Annotated in this window: 11 protein-coding genes; 7 read left to right on the top strand and 4 right to left on the bottom strand. The window is 67.5% G+C overall.

All coding sequences use genetic code 11. The annotated features are described in order from the left end of the window. Nucleotides 1-207, top strand: coding sequence for a hypothetical protein (locus D7325_RS18235; RefSeq protein WP_120997877.1), 207 nt, complete (start codon nucleotides 1-3; stop codon nucleotides 205-207). A 2,297-nt stretch (nucleotides 208-2,504) separates the two neighbouring features. On the opposite strand, the gene D7325_RS18225 is transcribed toward D7325_RS18235, so the two are convergent. Next, on the bottom strand, nucleotides 2,505-3,668 hold the full coding sequence (locus tag D7325_RS18225) for a lactonase family protein (protein WP_120997876.1): 1,164 nt from the start codon (nucleotides 3,666-3,668) through the stop codon (nucleotides 2,505-2,507). A 15-nt stretch (nucleotides 3,669-3,683) separates the two neighbouring features. Continuing rightward, a complete protein-coding gene (locus D7325_RS18220) occupies nucleotides 3,684-6,092 on the bottom strand; it encodes a glucose/quinate/shikimate family membrane-bound PQQ-dependent dehydrogenase (protein WP_120997875.1) in 2,409 nt (802 codons plus the stop codon). Between the two features lie 171 nt (nucleotides 6,093-6,263). Here D7325_RS18220 and D7325_RS18215 point away from each other — a divergent pair, with 171 nt between their 5' ends. From D7325_RS18215 to D7325_RS18195, 5 genes are all read left to right on the top strand, one after another. Beyond that, nucleotides 6,264-6,659: a YciI family protein gene (locus D7325_RS18215; protein ID WP_120997874.1), complete on the top strand. Its 396-nt coding sequence runs from the start codon at nucleotides 6,264-6,266 to the stop codon at nucleotides 6,657-6,659. Further along, nucleotides 6,656-7,108 (top strand): YybH family protein, encoded by a 453-nt coding sequence (locus D7325_RS18210; protein WP_120997873.1) that lies wholly within the window; start codon nucleotides 6,656-6,658, stop codon nucleotides 7,106-7,108. The genes D7325_RS18215 and D7325_RS18210 overlap by 4 nt, the downstream gene beginning before the upstream one ends. 51 nt (nucleotides 7,109-7,159) lie before the next feature. Continuing rightward, entirely contained in the window at nucleotides 7,160-7,516 is a 357-nt protein-coding gene (locus tag D7325_RS18205; protein WP_120997872.1) for a YciI family protein, read from the top strand. Then, nucleotides 7,513-8,760, top strand: coding sequence for an RNA polymerase sigma factor (locus D7325_RS18200; protein ID WP_120997871.1), 1,248 nt, complete (start codon nucleotides 7,513-7,515; stop codon nucleotides 8,758-8,760). The genes D7325_RS18205 and D7325_RS18200 overlap by 4 nt, the downstream gene beginning before the upstream one ends. 148 nt (nucleotides 8,761-8,908) lie before the next feature. Beyond that, nucleotides 8,909-10,558, top strand: coding sequence for a methyl-accepting chemotaxis protein (locus tag D7325_RS18195; protein ID WP_120997870.1), 1,650 nt, complete (start codon nucleotides 8,909-8,911; stop codon nucleotides 10,556-10,558). 1,687 nt (nucleotides 10,559-12,245) lie between these two features. On the opposite strand, the gene D7325_RS18190 is transcribed toward D7325_RS18195, so the two are convergent. Further along, the gene (locus D7325_RS18190) at nucleotides 12,246-14,219 is read right to left on the bottom strand and encodes an AAA family ATPase (RefSeq protein ID WP_120997869.1); all 1,974 of its coding nucleotides are present in this window, start codon (nucleotides 14,217-14,219) and stop codon (nucleotides 12,246-12,248) included. A gap of 305 nt (nucleotides 14,220-14,524) precedes the next feature. Then, nucleotides 14,525-15,841 (bottom strand): omega-aminotransferase AptA, encoded by a 1,317-nt coding sequence (gene aptA / locus D7325_RS18185; RefSeq protein WP_120997868.1) that lies wholly within the window; start codon nucleotides 15,839-15,841, stop codon nucleotides 14,525-14,527. Between the two features lie 159 nt (nucleotides 15,842-16,000). On the opposite strand from aptA, the gene D7325_RS18180 reads away from it, so the two are divergent. Next, nucleotides 16,001-17,494 carry an aldehyde dehydrogenase gene (locus D7325_RS18180; protein WP_120997867.1) on the top strand — a complete coding sequence of 498 codons (1,494 nt, stop codon included), beginning with the start codon at nucleotides 16,001-16,003 and terminating at the stop codon, nucleotides 17,492-17,494. Nucleotides 17,495-17,794: the final 300 nt, after the last annotated feature.

Genomic DNA, 17,794 nt, shown 5'->3' with positions numbered 1-17,794 from the left:
ATGCGTAAAGACAAGACCCCGGCCGAGAATCCGGAAGCCGTTCAGGGCCGGACCGAAGAGTCCGCCCGCACCCGTAAGCCGACCAACGGCGAAGTTGCCGGCGGTACGCGAGACGACGCCCCCGGCGGTGCGTACAACGTGCCGGAGAACATGATCGAGGAGGTGGGTGAGGAGAAGGCCGTTCGGGATCGTGCTCGGGACGCCTGATTGGTTTTGCCAGGCGCTGACGGATAGCGCCGGGATCGCCCGCAAGCGGGCACCTTCGGCTCGGACTGCAGGTGCGCCTTGCGCGGCGCGAATGTTTTTGTAGGGGCCCGCTTGCGGGCGATGCTCTTGTCTTTTGGCTTTGCGGGTCTGGGGTTTTGGACGCCGCACTTTCCTCGGCCTGGCCTACAGATTGCGCCCCGCACGGCGTCAAAGCTTGAAAGAACTGTAGGAGCCCGCTTGCGGGCGAAGCTTTTGTCTTTTGGCTTCACGATCTGGGGCTTTTGACGCAGCGCTTTCCTCGGCCCGGGACTTCAGGTTGCGCCTTGCACGGCGCGTCACTTTCTCTTGTCTCGCCAAGAGAAAGTAACCAAAGAGAAGGCGACCCCTGCATCCGGCCCCGGCTTTGCCGGGGTTCCCTCGCTCCGGTGCCGCTCCAGGGGCACGCCACGAAGGGCCATCCATGGCCCTCGCGGCTCTCGCGGCATCCCTGCCGCTCAACCCCCTCCACGACACCTGCGCTCGGCCTGCTGACGGGGCGAATTGGTGTGGCCTGATGGTTTGGGTGTGGCAAAGCAGAAAGCAGAGCAGCGCTGTTGTGATCTCGAGCGAGACAACCGTAGGGTGCATTCGCGAAGCAATGCACCGGTTTTGTTCGGCGGCGTTCTGTTGTGCCTTGCACTGCGCGAAATGTTTTTGTAGGAGCCCGCTTGCGGGCGATGCTCTTGTCTTTTGGCTTTACGATCTGGCGTTTTGGGCGTCGCGCTTTCCTCGGCCCGAACGACAGATTGCGCCCTGCACGGCGCGTCACTTTCTCTTGTCTCGCCAAGAGAAAGTAACCAAAGAGAAGGCGACCCCTGCATCCGGCCCCGGCTTTGCCGGGGTTCCCTCGCTCCGGTGCCGTTCCAAGGGCACGCCACGAAGGGCCATCCATGGCCCTCGCGGCTCTCGCGGCATCCCTGCCGCTCAACCCCTTCCACGACACCTGCGCTCGGCCTGCTGAAGGGGCGAGTGGTGTGGGCTGATGGTTTGGGTGTGGCAAAGCCAGAAAGCGAGGCAGAAAAGCAGAAGCCGAGCTGTTGTGGTCTCGAACGCGAGACAACCGTAGGGTGCATTCGCGAAGCAATGCACCGGTCTCGCATCGGCGGCGTTCTGTTGTGCCTTGCACGGCGCGAAATGTTTTTGTAGGAGCCTGGGGGACGCCTAGTCCTTGCGGGCGATGCTCTTGTCTTTTGGCTTTGCGGGTCTGGGTTTTGGACGCCGCGCTTTCCTCGGCTCGGGACTACAGGTTGCGCCTTGCACGGCGCCTCACTTTTCTTTGTCTGGGCAAAGAAAAGTAAAGCAAAAGAAAGCCCACCCCTGCATCCGGCCCCGGCTTTGCCGGGGTCCCCTCGCTCCGGTGCCGCTCCAGGGGCACGCCACGAAGGGCCATCCATGGCCCTCGCGGCTCTCGCGGCATCCCTGCCGCTCAACCCCTTCCACGACACCTGCGCTCGGCCTGCTGATGGGGCGAATTGGTGTGGCCTGTTGGTTTTGGTGTGGCAAGCCAGAAAAGTAGAAGCCGAGCTGTTGTGGTCTCGAACGCGGGAACATCCGTAGGGTGCATTCGCGAAGCAATGCACCGGTTTCGCATCGGCGGCGTCCCGGCGGATTGTTCGCTTCGCTCCTGAATCCGCCCTACGTCTGTGATGCAGCCATCACTGAACCATCAGCCACCGTAGGGTGGAAAACCGCAAAGCGTTTTCCACCACTTGCACGTCAACGAAACCTTTACCTGGCTGCCCCATGTTGTGCCCAACCGGCACGGGCGCAGGCTTCTGATTTCGCTTGCACCTCACTCCCAGACCACTCTGGACCACCCCCCTTTCATCCGGCCGACCGCAGGCGTTGCGCAGGGGGACGCGAGGCAGGACGCCGAGCGAGGCGCGGCGGGACAGGGATGTCCCGTCGCGACGTGCCCCCGGAGCGGCGCCGGAGTGAGGGCAGTCTGGCTGCGCAGCAGTCAGACCCGAATGACGGGGCGCGTTTTCTTTTGCTTACTTTTCTTTGCCGCGCGGCAAAGAAAAGTGAGGCGCCGTGCGAGGCGCAATCTGGAGGCCGAGCCGAGGAAAGTGCTGCGCCCAAAACTCCAGATCACGAAGCCAAAAAGCAAAAGCTTCGCCCGCAAGCGGGCTCCTACAAGTCTTCCAAACGCTTAGCGCTGTGCAGGGCGCAAGCTGTCGTCCGGGCCTAGAAAAGCGCGGCGTCGAAACGCCCATTCGAGACGCCCGGAAACGGCGTCGCCGGCCAGCGGCGCGTCCCTACGGCATGAACACCACATGCGACGGCCGGCTGATCGGCAGCGTCTGCACCGTCTCCCCGAGCAGCCCCGTCTTGGCATCGCGCTCGATCACCACCACCGTATCGCTGAGCTGGTTAGCCACCAGCATGTGCCGACCGTCGGGCGAGAGGGTGAATTCGCGGGGCTCCTGGCCGTCGGTCGGGCGGCGCTGGATTTCCCGCAGTGCGCCGTCCGGCTCGATGGCGAAGACCAGCAGGCGGTTCACCTCGCCGCGGTCGCTGACGTAGAGAAAGCGCCCGTCGTGTGATGGATGCACCGCCGCCGCCGAGTGCTTGCCGCCGTCGTTTTCGCCGATCAGGTCGACGAGCTGGCGCTGGGTCAGCACGCCGTCGGCATGGTCGAAGCGCGCGAGCTGGGCGGTCAGTTCCAGGGTCAGCCACGCCTGCTTGCCGTCCTCGCTGAACGCCAGGTGGCGCGGTCCGCTGCCGGGCGGGAGTTTCACGGCGGCGGGTTCGGCCGGTATGAGCGGACGCTCGGTGTTGGCCGGGTCGTAGCGGTAGACGAAGACCTTGTCGGCGCCCAGGTCGCTGACGAAGACGAACCGGCCGTCCGGCGAGGGCACTACCGAATGCACGTGCGAAGACTGCTGGCGCTCCGGGTGGACGCCGCTGGCCTGGTGCGTGGCGATCTGCGTCACCGGTTCGAGGGTGCCGTCCGGGTTGACCGGTATCACCGCGAGGCTGCCGCCCGGGTCTTCGGCGACCGCGTAGTTGGCGACGAACAGGTAGCGCCCGTCATGGCTGAGGCTGGCGTGGGTCGGGTGGTCGCTGAGGGTCGATTGCCGGTCGATCGGGGTCAGCGCCTGGCTGTCGGGGTCGATCGAAAAGCTGCTGGCTCGGCCGACCGGGTCGGCGTTGCCCGGTCCGTTCTCGTTCACCGCGAACAGGCGGTTGCGCGTGGCGTCGAGCACGAGCCAGGACGGGTTGTGGGCCTCCACCACCTGCACCGGCCGCGGGTCGATGCGGCCGCTGCCGGCGTCGAATCGATAGCGGTACAGCCCCTCGCTGCCGTCTTGCGTGTAGGTGCCGATCAGCAGGTCATGCATGGGCGCCCCCTGCGTGGCCGTGCCGATGAGCAGGAGCGCGGCGCCGAGGGCGGCGCGCGTCCGGGTGCGTAGGGACATATCGCGGTCCTCCGGTCATTGCGGTTGTTCCGGCAGTGCGTAGGCGAGCACGTAGTCGCCCTGTTCGGTGCCCAGCGAGCCGTGTCCGCCGGCCATGACCAGCACGTACTGGCGGCCATCGGCGCCGGCGTAGGTCATCGGCGTGGTCTGGCCGCCGGCCGGCAGCCGGCCCTTCCACAGCTCTTCGCCGGTCGCCACGTCATAGGCGCGCAGGTACTGGTCCAGCGTGCCGGAGAGGAAGCCCACGCCGCCGGCGGTGAGGATGGTGCCGCCCAGGCTCGGCACGCCCATTTCGATCGGCAGCGGGATGGGCGCGCTGTCGCGGATGGTGCCGTTCTTGCGCTTGTAGATGATCTCGCCGGTGGTCAGGTCGGCCGCGGCGATGTAGCCCCAGGCCGGCGCCTGGCAGGGCAGGCCGAGCGGCGACAACAGGGGTTGCAGGATCACCCCGAACGGCGCGCCCTTGTTCGGCTGCACGCCCTCGATCTCGCTGATGCGCTGGGCATTGCCGACTTTATCGCGCGGGACCAGTTGCGAGGTGAAGGCCATGTAGCTGGGGTTCATGAAGACGATCTGGCGCTGCGGGTCGACCGAGACGCCGCCCCAGTCGAATACGCCGAAGTTGCCGGGGTTGACCAGCGAGCCCTGGACCGAGGGCGGCGTGTAGATGCCGTCGTAGCGCAGGCCCTTGAATTCGATACGGCAGAGCATCTGGTCGAATGGCGTCACGCCCCACATGTCCTGTTCGGTCATCAGCGGCGGTTGCAGATCCAGCTTGGAGAAAGGCTGGGTCGGCGCCGCCCAGTCGCCTTTGGCGGCGCCCTGTGGCACCGGGCGTTCCTCGACCGGGATGATCGGCTCGCCGGTGCGGCGGTCGAGCACGTAGATGCTGCCCTGCTTGGTCGAGGCGATCAGCGCCGGTCGCGGCCCTTGCGCGGTTTCCACGGTGGTCAGGCTCGGCTGGCCGCCGACGTCCATGTCCCAGAGGTCGTGATGGGTGGTCTGGAACACCCAGCGCACCTCGCCGGTGGCGATGTCGAGCGCGGTGATGCCGGCGCTGAAGCGCTCCATCGGCGGCGTCCGGTGGCCGCCCCACTGGTCCGGCGTGGCGTTGCCCATCGGCAGGTAGATCAGGCCGAGGTCCTCGTCGACGCTCATGACCGACCACATGTTCGGCGAGTTGCGCGTGTAGATCTCGCCCGGCGGCAGCGGCTCGGTTTCTTCGGGGTTGCCGCTGTCCCAGTTCCAGACGAGCTCGCCGGTGCGCACGTCGTAGGCGCGGATCACGCCGGAAGGCTCGTCCAGCGACACGTTGTCGGTGACGTGCCCGCCGATGATCACCAGGTCGCGGGCGACCGAGGGCGGCGAGGTGGAGTAATAGCCGCCTGGGTTGAAGTCGCCGATGCCGGTGGCGAGGTTGACCGAGCCGCCGTCGCCGAAGCGCGGGCAGGGCTTGCCAGTGTCGGCGTTGAGGGCGATCAGCCGGGTGTCGGCGGTCGGCAGGAAGATGCGCTTGGTGCAGCGATCGGCCGGCATGTCCGGGCTGGCCGGCGGCACGGCGCCGTAGCTCGCTTCGTCGTGGTAGGCCACGCCCCGGCAGGTCATGTGCGCCCAGCCCTTGAAGCTCTCGGCATTCTGCGTGCTGAGCTTGGGATCGAAGCGCCAGATTTCCTCGCCGGTGTCGGGGTTCAGCGCGATCACCTGGCTGTGCGGCGTGCAGACGTAGAGCATGCCGTTGACCTTCAGCGGGGTGTTCTCGGCGGTTGTCTCCTGCGGGTCGTTCGGGCCGGGAATGTCGCCGGTGCGGAAGGTCCAGGCCAGTTCGAGCTGATCGACGTTTTCCGGGGTGATCTGATTGAGCGGCGAGTAGCGCTGGCCGAAGGCCGTTCGCCCGTAGGACGGCCAGTCGCCGGGCGCGGTGTCCGGCGCCGGGTTCTCGAGCCGGACCATCTCATGGCTCAGTTCGCCGTCGATCTCGCCGCGATCGGGCATGAACAGGCTGACCAGCGCCGCGATACCGGCGACCGCCACGCCCGCGCCGACCAGCTTCGTCCCGACACCCCCGCCCTGGCCGGGCGCGCCCAGCGGCCGGCGGAACCACGGCAGCAACAGCAAAATGCCCACCGCGAACCACAGCGCCAGGCGCGGCACCAGCTGCCACCAGTCCAGCCACACCTCCCATAGCGCCCAGACGCAGCTGCCCAGCAGGAACAGCCCGTACACCAGCAGCGCCGTGCGGCTGGCGACGAACAGCAGCACGCCGGTCGCCGCTACCGCCAGGCCTCCGATCAGGTAGTAGGGCGAGCCGTCGAGCATGACCAGGCGAATGCCGCCGATGAGCATCGCCAGGCCGGCGAGCAACAGCAGCAGGCCGAGCAGCGAGGGCAGCAGGCGGGCGCGTGAAAAGGGGCCGTGGGCCGTCATGGGAGTCTCCGTGTTGTTTCAAGGTATTGCCGACAGAGGGTCGATTCCCTGCGCGCGCGATGGTTCCGCAGGGTTCGGCGGCATGCGACCGGTGAATTTTTTTCGCGGTGCTGTCGATCGGCGCGCCGGCCGGACGACTAGAGGTAAATCGCCAAGGTGTCGGAGCCCCGCATGAACTACCTCTGCCTGATCTACCTGGCCCGCGAGGCGTTCGATCACCCGGTCGTCGCCGAGGCGCTCGACGAGCAGACCGACGCCTGCCTCGATACCTGGCGCCAGCGCGCCGTGCTGCTGGCCGGCGGGCCGCTGCAACCGTCCGAGACGGCCACCACGCTGCGTCTGCGCCACGGGCAGCTGCTGCTCGACGACGACCCCGTCGCGCCCGCCGATGAGCTGGTGCGCTTCTGCCTGATCGAGGCGCGCGACCTCAACGACGCCATTCGCCTGGCCGCCAGCCTGCCATGCGGCCGGCTCGGCGGCATTCGCATTCACCCCGTCGCGCCGAGCCGTACCCGCGACACCCTGACGACCCACCCCGCCAACCCCAACGAGAGGTTCACCTCATGAACACCACCGATCGCGCCACCGACCGAACCGCCGACGCCGCCGAGATCCGCCGTCTGACCGAAGATTGGGCGCGCGGCGCCAACGATCGCCGCCTGGAACCGGTGCTGGCGCAATACGCCGATTCGATCGTCGCCTTCGACTGCATCGGCCCGCTGCGCTTCACCGGCCTGGACAGCTACCGCCAGCATTGGCAGGCCTGCATGGAGATGTGCCAGAACGGCTTCTTCCGCATCGAAGACGTGCAGGTCGAGGTCGAGGGCGATCTCGCGTTCTGCCACTTCCTCGCCGAAGGCGGCGGCACCGACGACAAGGGCGAGACCTGCTCGGGCTGGATGCGCGGCACGCGCTGCTTCCGCCGACTGGACGGCGCGTGGAAAGTGGTCCATGAACACTGCTCCATGCCGTTCGATTCCGAGACCATGAGCGTGCCGGTCGAGCGGAAATCCTGATGACCTGACCGGCTCGTCCCGCAATGGGGCGAGGCACCCGGAGAGCCTTCGATGAAATACCTGTGCCTGATCTACTACCCCGAGTCGGCCGTCGACGCGATGAGCGACGAACAATGGCTGGCGCTGGTCGACCGCTGCCTGAGCTTCGGCGAATCGCTGCGCGGCAGCGGTCACATGCTCGACGGCGCGCCGCTGCAATCCGTACGCAGCGCCCGCACCGTGAGCGTCCGCGACGGCGCCGTGTCGGTGGTCGACGGTCCCTTCGCCGAGACACGCGAGCAACTGGCCGGCTTCTACATGATCGAGGCGGCCGACATGGACGAAGCCACCGCCATCGCCGCCCGCGTCCCGCCAGCCTATCTCGGGCGTGTCGAGGTCCGGCCGGTGCGCGAGTTGCCGAACCGTTGAATCGGCCCGCCGATGGCGCGCTCGATCTCGAGGCGCTGTATCGACGCGAATCGCGCCGGGTGCTGGCCACGCTGATCCGCCTGCTGGGTGATTTCGACCTGGCCGAGGAAGCCCTGCAGGACGCCTTCGCCGCCGCCCTGCGGCAATGGCCCGAGCAGGGCGTGCCGGACAATCCGCGCGCCTGGCTGGTGTCGGCCGGGCGCTTCAAGGCCATTGACGGCTTGCGCCGGCGGGCGCGCTTCGACGCCTCGCTGGGGCTGATCGCCGACCAGCTTGCCACCGATGCCGCGACCGACACGCTGGAGGCCGACGACGTGGAAGATGATCGCCTGCGGCTGATCTTCACCTGCTGCCACCCGGCGCTACCGGCCGATGCGCGCGTGCCGCTGACCCTGCGTGAGGTCTGCGGCCTGACCACCGAGGAGATCGCCCGCGCCTTTCTCGCCTCGCCGACGGCCATCGCCCAGCGCATCGTGCGGGCCAAGCGCAAGATCCGCGACGCGGCGATCCCCTACCAGGTGCCGGCACGCGCCGAGCTGCCGGAACGGCTCGATCAGGTGCTGCGGGTGATCTACCTGGTCTTCAACGAGGGCTACGCCGCCTCCGAAGGCGACAGCCTGGTGCGCGCCGACCTCAGCGCCGAAGCCCTTCGCCTTGGCGGGTTGCTGCTCGACCTGCTGCCGGACCCGGAAGTCGCCGGGCTGCTGGCGCTGATGCTGCTTAGCGAAGCCCGCCGCCCCGCGCGAACCGATGCCGCCGGCGCGCTGGTGCGCCTGTCCGATCAGGACCGCAGCCTGTGGGACCGCCAACTGATCGCGCAGGGCTGCCAACTGGTCGAGCGGGCGCTGCGTTCCCGGCGGTTCGGCCCCTACAGCCTGCAGGCGGCGATCGCCGCGGTGCACGCCGAAGCGGCCAGTGCCGAGACCACCGACTGGGCGCAGATCGTCGGGCTGTACGACCTGCTGCTGCGCCTGGAGCCGACGCCGGTCGTCGCCCTCAACCGCGCCGTGGCCATCGCCATGCTGCGCGGACCCGCGACCGGGCTGGCGCTGGTCGAGGCCCTGCTGGCCGACGGGCAGCTCGCCGACTACCACCTGGCCCACGCCACCCTCGCCGACCTGCATCGCCAGCTCGGCCACACCGAGGCGGCCCGTGTCGCCTACCGCCAGGCCCTCGCCCTTGCTCGGCTCGCGCCGGAGCGGGCGTTTCTCGAAGCGCAGCTGCGCGCGCTACCGGGCGCCTGACCGGGTCGGTCATCCCTTCCGGCGATACCTTCGGTCAGGCCCTGCCGTTTACAGCCTTTTTGACGCTGGCAAAGTGACACCAATCAGGGCTAATCTTGTGCAACAGATTTGTCTTGTACAACTCACGCACAAGTTAGAGGCTCAACAAATGCGCAGTTCGCTCGGGTTGGCCCAACGCCTCGGTTTGGGATTCGGTCTGGTACTTCTGCTGATGGTGGGAGTGGCCCTGGTGGGGGTTCAGCGGGTGGCCGTCATCGATGGCACCCTGGCGCGGGTCAGCGAAGGGGCGGCGCTCAAGCAGCGCTATGCGATCAACTTCCGAGGCAGCGTGCATGACCGCGCCATCTCGATCCGCGATGCCGTGCTGGTGCGCGATGACGCGGCGCTGGCCCGCCATCTGGAGGATATCCGCCGGCTCGCAGATGCCTATCAGGCCTCGGCCCAGCCCATGGATGACCTGTTGGCCGAACCGGGAACCACCGGTGAGGAGCGCCGCCTGATGCAGCAGATCCGCGCCATCGAGAGCGAGGCGCTGGGATTGACGGCGCGGCTGCTCGAGCAGCGCCGCGGTGGCGACCGGGTGGGTGCGCAGGCCGTATTGCTCAGCGATGTATCGCCGGCTTACGCCGAGTGGCTCAAGCGCATCAACGCCTTCATCGATTACCAGGAGGCCGACATTCGCCGCGATCTCGACGCCGTCGGCGAGACGGCCCATGCCTTCGGCTGGCTGATCATCGGCGTGACATTGCTGGCGGTGATCGTCGGCGTGCTCGTCGCCCTGGCGATCGTCCGGCATGTGCGCGCCACCCTCGGTGCCGAACCGACCGACGTGGCCGCCGCGATACGCCGCCTCGCGCAGGGCGAGCTGGGCCACGCCATCGACACGCGCTACCCCAACAGCGTCATGAGCGCACTGAAGGAAACCGGCCAGCGCCTGACCGACACCATCATCCAGGTGCGTACGGCGGCCGGCGACCTGTCCGTTGCCTCCAGCCAGCTCAGCGGCACGTCGGAGAACAACAACCGGCAGATCCGCCTGCAAGCCAGCGAGGCCGAGCAGGTCGCCACGGCCATCACCGAGATGGCGGCGACCGTCACCGAAGTGGCGGGCTACGCGGCGCAGGCCGCCGAAGCGACGCGCACCGCCGACGGCGAGGTCGAGAAGGGCAAGCGCGTGGTGGAGCAGACGGCCGGCGGCATTCAGGAGCTGGCCCGGATTCTCGAAGGCGCGGCGGAGACGGTGCGTACCGTCTCCCAGGACAGCGCCGACATCGAAGGCATCGTCGAGGTCATCAACAGCATTGCCGAACAGACCAACCTGCTGGCCCTGAACGCCGCCATCGAAGCGGCGCGGGCCGGCGAGCACGGCCGCGGCTTCGCGGTGGTGGCCGACGAGGTGCGATCGCTGGCCAACCGCACCCAGGGCTCGACCCGAGAGATCCGCGACATGATCGGCAAGTTGCAGGAGGGCGCTGGCAAGGCGGTCGAGGTGATGCAGACCAGCCGCTCGCTCGCCCAGCGCACCGTCGAGCAGACCCACGAGGCCGAGGCGGCATTGGCGCGCATTCGCCATGAAGTGGGCGCAATCACCGACATGAACGCGCAGATCGCCAGCGCCGCTGAGGAGCAGAGCAAGGTCGCCGAAGATGTGAACCAGAACATCAACCGGATCCACGGCGCCACCGTCGAAACCTCCGCCGGCTCCGACCAGGTCGCCGTCGCCAGCCGCGAACTGGCGGGGCTGGCGCGGCAGCTCAACGAGCGTGTGAGCTTCTTTCGCGTGGCGCACGACCGGTAGCGGCGCCCTGGTGGGTGGTTTTGTGTTTTTGCACGGTGCGGGTCCTTGGACCCGCGGGGCGGGGGCCTGCGATTCCGGCGTCTCGCTCAAGCGTTTGGACGCCAGGTTCTCTTCGGTCCGGCCGACGGTTGCGCCTTGCGCGACGCCGGAATTTTGGGCGTGTAGGAGCCCGCTTGCGGGCGATGCTTTTGTCTTTGGCTTCGCGGTCTGGTGTTTCGGACGCTGCGCTTTCCTTGGCCCGGACGACAGCTTGCGCTTTGCACCACGCCGAAGTTTGGTCGTTTGTAGGAGCCCGCTTGCGGGCGATGCTTTTGCTTTTTGGCTTCGTGATCTGGGGTTATGGACGCCGCGCTTTCCTCGGCCCGGACGACAGATCGCGCCTTGCACGGCGCGTCACTTTCTCTTGTCTCGCCAAGAGAAAGTAACCAAAGAGAAGGCGACCCCATCATCCGGGTCTGCCTGCTGCGCAGCCAGACTGCCCTCACTCCGGCGCCGCTCCGGGGGCGCGTCACGACGGGACGTCCTGTCCCGCCGCGCCTCGCTCGGCGTCCTGCCTCGCGTCCCCCTGCGCAACGCCTGCGTTCGGCCGGATGAAAGGGGGTTGGTTCGAGTGGTCTGAGAGTGAGGTGCAAGCGAAATCAAAAGCCTGCGCCCGTGCCGGTTGGGCACAACATGGGGCAGCCAGGTAAAGGCTTCATCGCCGTGCAAGCGGTGGAAAACGCGTTGCGGTTTTCCACCCTACGGTGGCTGACGTTTGAGTGATTGCCGCATCAGCCTGCATCAGATGTAGGGGCGGATTCAGGAGCGAAGCGAACAATCCGCCAGGGACGCCGCCAATGCGAAACCGGTGCATTGCTTTGCGAATGCACCCTACGTGTACGGTTGTCTCACGTTCGCGACCACAACAGCTTTGCTTTTCTGCTTTTCTGCTTTTCTGCTTTTCTGCTTTTCTGCTTTTCTGCTTTTCTGCTTTTCTGCTTCGCTCTCTGGCTTTTCCCACCCAAACTCTCAGGCCACACCAATTCGCCCCTTCAGCAGGCCGAGCGCAGGTGTCGTGGAGGGGGTTGAGCGGCAGGGATGCCGCGAGAGCCGCGAGGGCCATGGATGGCCCTTCGTGGCGTGCCCCTGGAACCGCACCGGAGCGAGGGGACCCCGGCGAAGCCGGGGCCGGATGCAGGGGCAAGCGGTTTTGGTTACTTTTGCCGCGATTGGCAAAAGTGACGCGCCGTGCAAGGCGCAATCGGTAGTTCGGGCCGAGGAAAGCGCGGCGTCCAAAACCCCAGATCGTGAAGCCAAAAAACAAAAGCTTCGCCCGCAAGCGGGCTCCTACGGCGCATCCCAGCATTCCGCGCCGTGCAAGGCGCAATCGGTAGTTCGGGCCGAGGGAAGCGCGGCGTCCAAAACCCCAGATCACGAAGCCAAAAAACAAAAGCTTCGCCCGCAAGCGGGCTCCTACGGCGCATCCCAGCATTCCGCGCCGTGCAAGGCGCAATCGGTAGTTCGGGCCGAGGAAAGCGCGGCGTCCAAAACCCCAGATCACGAAGCCAAAAAACAAAAGCTTCGCCCGCAAGCGGGCTCCTACGGTGCATCCCAGCACTCCGCGCCGTGCAGGGCGCAACCTGAAGGCCGGGCCGAAGAAAGCGCGGCGTCTAACGCCGCCTTTCCATGCCCAGCCCTCGGCTGGCTATCACACCATCCCAGGCCCTTCCTCATCGCCGTCACGCGAGGGGCGCGGGGCGAGCTGGAAATTGTCCGCCTCCTCGAGTGCGCTGGCCGCGACGCGGTCGATCATCTCCAGCGCTGGCGCCAGCAGCACCTGGGCGCGGGCTTCCTGGGTCGGGCGCGGCAGCGCGGCGATGGCGGCGAGCACTTCTTCACCGGGCACGGTTTCGTCTTCGAGCAGGCGCTCGGTGATGTGGTCGAGCGCGGCCTTCATCAGCTTCAGGCGCGCCTGGCACTCGGCCTCCAGCGTGCGCAGCAGCTGGTCGGCGGCCTGGATCGAGGCGCCGGAATCGAACTCGATGTTGGCTTCCCGCACCGCTTGCAGGCTGAGCAGGGCACCGCTCGGGCTCATGCCCAGCGCACCCACCATCGACAGGGCGATCTTGGACGCTTCCTGAAGATCCTGGCCGGCGCCGGACGAGACTTCATGGAAGTACAGCTGCTCGGCGCCACGGCCGGCCAGCAGCATCATGATCCGTGCGCGCAGCTCCGACTCGAGGTGCAGGCGCTTGTCTTCCACCGGCGTGACCAGCGTGACGCCCAGCGCCTGGCCGCGCGGCAGGATGGTGACCTTTTCGACCCGCCCGACGCGCAGGTCGGCGGCGATCAGCGCATGCCCGGCTTCGTGCACGGCGATGCGCTTGCGGTCGGTTTCCGACAGCGGCGTCACGCCCGAGGGTTGCTCGCCGATGCGGCAGGTCTCGATGGCGTCGACGACGTGGCTCATCTCCACCTGCCGCGCCTCGGCACGGGCGGCCAGCAGCGCGGCATGGTTGACGATATAGGCAATGGCGGCCGGCGTAAGGCCGACGGTGTTGCGCGCCAGCTGGGCGAAATCGAGGTCCGTGGCGGCCTTGATCTTGCCCGCATACAGGCGGAACAGCGCTTCCCGATCGCCCAGGCCCGGCAGGCCGACGGCGATGGTGCGGTCGAAGCGGCCCTCGCGCACCAGCGCCGGGTCGAGCGAGTTGGGGAAGTTGGTCGCACCGAGCACCAGCACGCCGCTGGCGGCGTCGAAGCCGTCCATCTCGGCGAGGAACTGGTTGATGATGCGGTTGCTCTCGGCATCGCTGGAGCGCTGCTGTTCGGCGCGCTTGCCGATGCCGTCGATCTCGTCGATGAAGATGATGCAAGGCGCCTGCTTGCGGGCCGAGCGGAACAGCGCCTTGACCTTCTGGATGCCGACGCCGAAGTACATCGAGGAAAAATCGCTGCCGGTGATCTGGATGAACGCCGCGTTCGATTCGGTCGCCAGGGCCTTGGCCAATTGCGTCTTGCCGGTGCCGGGCTCGCCGGTCAGCAGCACGCCCTTGGGCGGACGGGCACCCAAGGCGGCATAGGCGGCCGGGTCGCGCAGGTAGGCGGTCACGTCGCGCAGGGCCAGCTTGGCCTCGGCGGCGCCGATCACGTCATCGAAGCCGATGTCGGTACCGGCACGGGTGGCGCGGTAGGGCTGGTAACGGGCGATCGCGATGCCGATCGCCAGCAGGGCCAGCAATGCGATCGGCGAGTAGGGCAGCAGGCGTTCGTACCACGGCGTCTCGCCGTCGGTGTCGAACAGGCTGATCGGAAAACGCTCGCCGGACAGGCCCGCGTAGCGCGCAAGCAGCAGGTCGGCGACACGGCCGGACTGGTCCGGCACCCAGTAGCGCAGGCCGTCGGCGGTGGTGACGTAGAGCGCATCCTCACCGATCGCGGCGGTGGCGATGGTGCCCCGGGTCAGGTCGTCGAGCAGCACGGAGATGTCGCGACGGTTCTCGCGCCAGGCATCGGTGGACAACGCCAGGTCGTGCAGCATCGCCGCGACCGAGCCTTCGGCCGGCGGCGTCGCCGGGGTGGCGGGCTTGAACTGCCACACCGCCAGGACGACGGCGGCCAGCAGTACGAGTGCGCTGAGCGCAAGGCCGCGACGGCCCCGCAGCAGGGGTGACTTCTTCATCTCACATCCAGGCGGGCGAACCCACGCGAAGACAGATAACCGCCAGAGGGCGGACCACGATGCAGCGGGAAGCTCCCGCGATGCGCCAAGAGGGGCGCCAAGTCGGCCAGGCGCTGACGGGCTTATCGGCAGGCGTTCGAGGTCAGACAGGCCGTTGATCGGGTGGGGAACCCGGAACGCGGCGAGGATACGGCAACCGCTGGGGCTGTCGTGGTCGGGCGACGAATGGCGGGGCAGTAGGCGACGAACGCACCCTGACAGCGACGGATGGCCCCGCTGGTGAGACCATCCGTCGCAGGGCTGGATCAGGCGGCGGCGCCGATCGCCTCGCCGAGGCGATCGATGAGGGTGTCGATCTCGGTGCGGTCGATGATCAGCGCCGGCGACAGCGCCAAGGTGTCGCCGCTCGCCCGGATCAGCGCGCCCTGCTCGAAGCAGTGACGGAACACCTCGTAGCCGCGCTTGCCGACGCCCGCCTCGCTCGGCGAGAGTTGCACGCCGGCGACCAGCCCGACGCTGCGGATGTCGATCACGTTCGGCAGGCCTTGCAGCCGCCAGAGCGCATCCTGCCAGTAGCCTTCCAGCTCGACGGCCTTCTGGAACAGCCCGTCGCGGCGGTAAACATCCTGCGCCGCCAGGGCCGCGGCGCAGGCCACCGGATGGCCGGAGTAGGTGTAGCCGTGGAAGAACTCGATGGCGCTCTCGGGGCCGGTCATGAAGGCCTCGAACAGGGCCTCGTCGACGAACACCGCGCCCATGGGGATCGCACCGTTGGTCAGGCCCTTGGCGCAGGTGATGATGTCCGGCGTCACGCCCCAGCGCTGCGCGGCGAACGCCTCGCCGACGCGGCCGAAGCCGGTGATGACTTCGTCGAAGATCAGCAGGATGCCGTGCTTGCGGGTGATCTCGCGCAGCCGTTGCAGGTAGCCCTGGGGCGGCACCACCACGCCGGCCGAGCCGGACATCGGTTCGACGATGACCGCCGCGATGTTCTCCGCGCCGTGCAGCGTCACCAGCCGCTCCAGCTCGTCGGCCTTCTCGACGCCGTGTTCCGGCAGGCCGCGGGCGAAGGCGTTGCGCGAGAGGTCCAGCGTATGCGGCAGGTGATCGACCCCCGGTAGCAGCGAATTGCCGAAGGCCTTGCGGTTGTTGACCATGCCGCCGACCGAGATGCCGCCGAAGCCCACGCCGTGATAGCCCAGCTCCCGGCCGATCAGGCGGGTGCGGGTGCCCTGGCCAATGGCGCGCTGGTAGGCGAGGGCGATTTTCAGCGCCGTGTCGACCGACTCGGAACCGGAGTTGGTGAAGAACACCCGGTTCAGGTTCCCGGGGGTGATTTCGCTCAGCCGCTCGGCCAGTTCGAAGGGCAGCGGATGGCCCATCTGGAAGGTCGGGGCGAAGTCCATCTTCGCCACCTGCTTGCTGACCGCCTCGGTGATCTCCCGACGCCCGTGGCCCGCGTTGCAGCACCAGAGCCCGGCCGTGCCGTCGAGCACGCGGCGGCCATCGGTGGTGGTGTAGTACATGCCCTCGGCGCTTTCGAGCAGACGCGGCCCGGCCTTGAACTGGCGGTTGGCGGTGAACGGCATCCAGAAATGATCGGGCGAGGCGCGGTGATCCATGACGAAGCTCCGGCGGGGGTGGGTTGGCCTGAGTCTATGTTTAATAAATCGAACATAACAAGGCCGAAAATGGCTCGTCCGTAAAAAATATTGATAGCTTCTGGCCGGCTGGGCTAGGGTGCGCTTTCATCCTTGGACCCCATCCATGAGGACGCCCGCATGACCGCTTCGACCTTCGCCGACTGGCAACAGCGCGCCCGAGAACTGACCATCGAAAGCCGCGCCTTCATCGAAGGCCAGTACGTACCGGCCGCTGCCGGTGCCACCTTCGAGTGCATCAGCCCGATCGACGGTCGCGTGCTGGCGCAGGTCGCCAGCTGCGACCAGGCCGATGCCGACCGTGCCGTGGCCGTCGCGCGCCGAACGTTCGAGGCCGGCGACTGGTCGCGCATGGCGCCAGCCAAGCGCAAGGCGGTGATGATTCGCTTCGCCGAGCTGATCGAGGCCCATCGCGACGAGCTGGCGCTGCTCGAAACCCTCGACATGGGCAAGCCGATCAGCGATGCGCGCGGCGTCGACATCCCGGGCTCGGCCCGTGCCATCCGCTGGAGCGGCGAGGCGATCGACAAGGTCTACGACGAGGTGGCCGCCACGCCGCATGACCAGCTCGGCCTGGTCACGCGCGAGCCGGTCGGCGTGGTGGCGGCCATCGTGCCGTGGAATTTCCCGCTGATGATGGCCTGCTGGAAACTCGGCCCGGCGCTGGCCACCGGCAATTCGGTGGTGCTCAAGCCGTCGGAGAAGTCGCCGCTGACCGCGATCCGCGTGGCGCAGCTGGCGATCGACGCCGGCATTCCGGCTGGCGTGCTCAATGTGCTGCCGGGCTACGGCCACACCGTCGGCAAGGCGCTGGCGCTGCACATGGACGTCGACACCCTGGTCTTCACCGGCTCCACCCGCGTGGCCAAGCAGCTGATGATCTATGCCGGCGAGTCGAACATGAAGCGTGTCTGGCTGGAGGCCGGCGGCAAGAGCCCGAACATCGTCTGCGCCGATGCGCCGGACCTCGAGGCGGCCGCCAAATCCGCCGCCGGCGCCATCGCCTTCAACCAGGGCGAAGTCTGTACCGCCGGCTCGCGGCTGCTGGTCGAGCGCTCGATCAAGGACCGCTTCCTGCCGATGGTGGTCGAGGCGCTCAAGGGCTGGAAGCCCGGCAACCCGCTCGACCCGGCCACCAACGTCGGCGCGCTGGTCGATACCCAGCAGCTGGAAACCGTGCTCGGCTACATCGACGCGGGCCGCAGCGAAGGCGCGCAGGTGCTGGCCGGCGGCGGCCGCACGCTGCAGGAGACCGGGGGTTACTACGTCGAGCCAACGATCTTCGACGGCGTCAGCAATGCCATGAAAATCGCCCGCGAGGAGATCTTCGGCCCGGTGCTGTCGGTGATCGCCTTCGACGACCTCGACGAGGCCATCCGCATTGCCAACGACACCCCGTACGGGCTCGCCGCCGCCGTGTGGACGGCCAACCTGTCCAAGGCCCACCGTGCCGCCCGGGCCCTGCGCGCCGGCAGCGTGTGGGTGAACCAGTACGACGGCGGCGACATGACCGCGCCCTTCGGCGGCTTCAAGCAGTCGGGCAACGGCCGCGACAAGTCGCTGCATGCGTTCGACAAGTACACCGAGCTGAAGGCGACCTGGATTCAGCTCTGAAGGCTGGCAGCGGGCTGCGCCTGCCGAACAGCCGTCGCGTCGCCATCGGCTGAAATGCCCAGCACCTTGGCGCTCCCTTCGGGAGAGCATCGGGTGCCGGCGCGGTCCTGCCCACGAAAATAGCGGTCTTGCGCGGCCATCCCCTGCGCTGGCGCAGGATCGCCTGCCCAATCCGCATGGCCTCATTGCGGCTTTCCCTGCGTGAAAGCGGTGCGCGCGTCATCCGGTATCGGAACAGTCACCGCCGCAACTGACCGGTACAGGTGCTGAAAATCCCACCGCTGCACCGGCACAATTCGC

It is taken from the genome of Stutzerimonas urumqiensis (assembly GCF_003640395.1).
Classification (GTDB): Bacteria; Pseudomonadota; Gammaproteobacteria; order Pseudomonadales; family Pseudomonadaceae; genus Stutzerimonas; species Stutzerimonas urumqiensis.
This window is presented reverse-complemented; position numbering and strand designations above follow the sequence as displayed.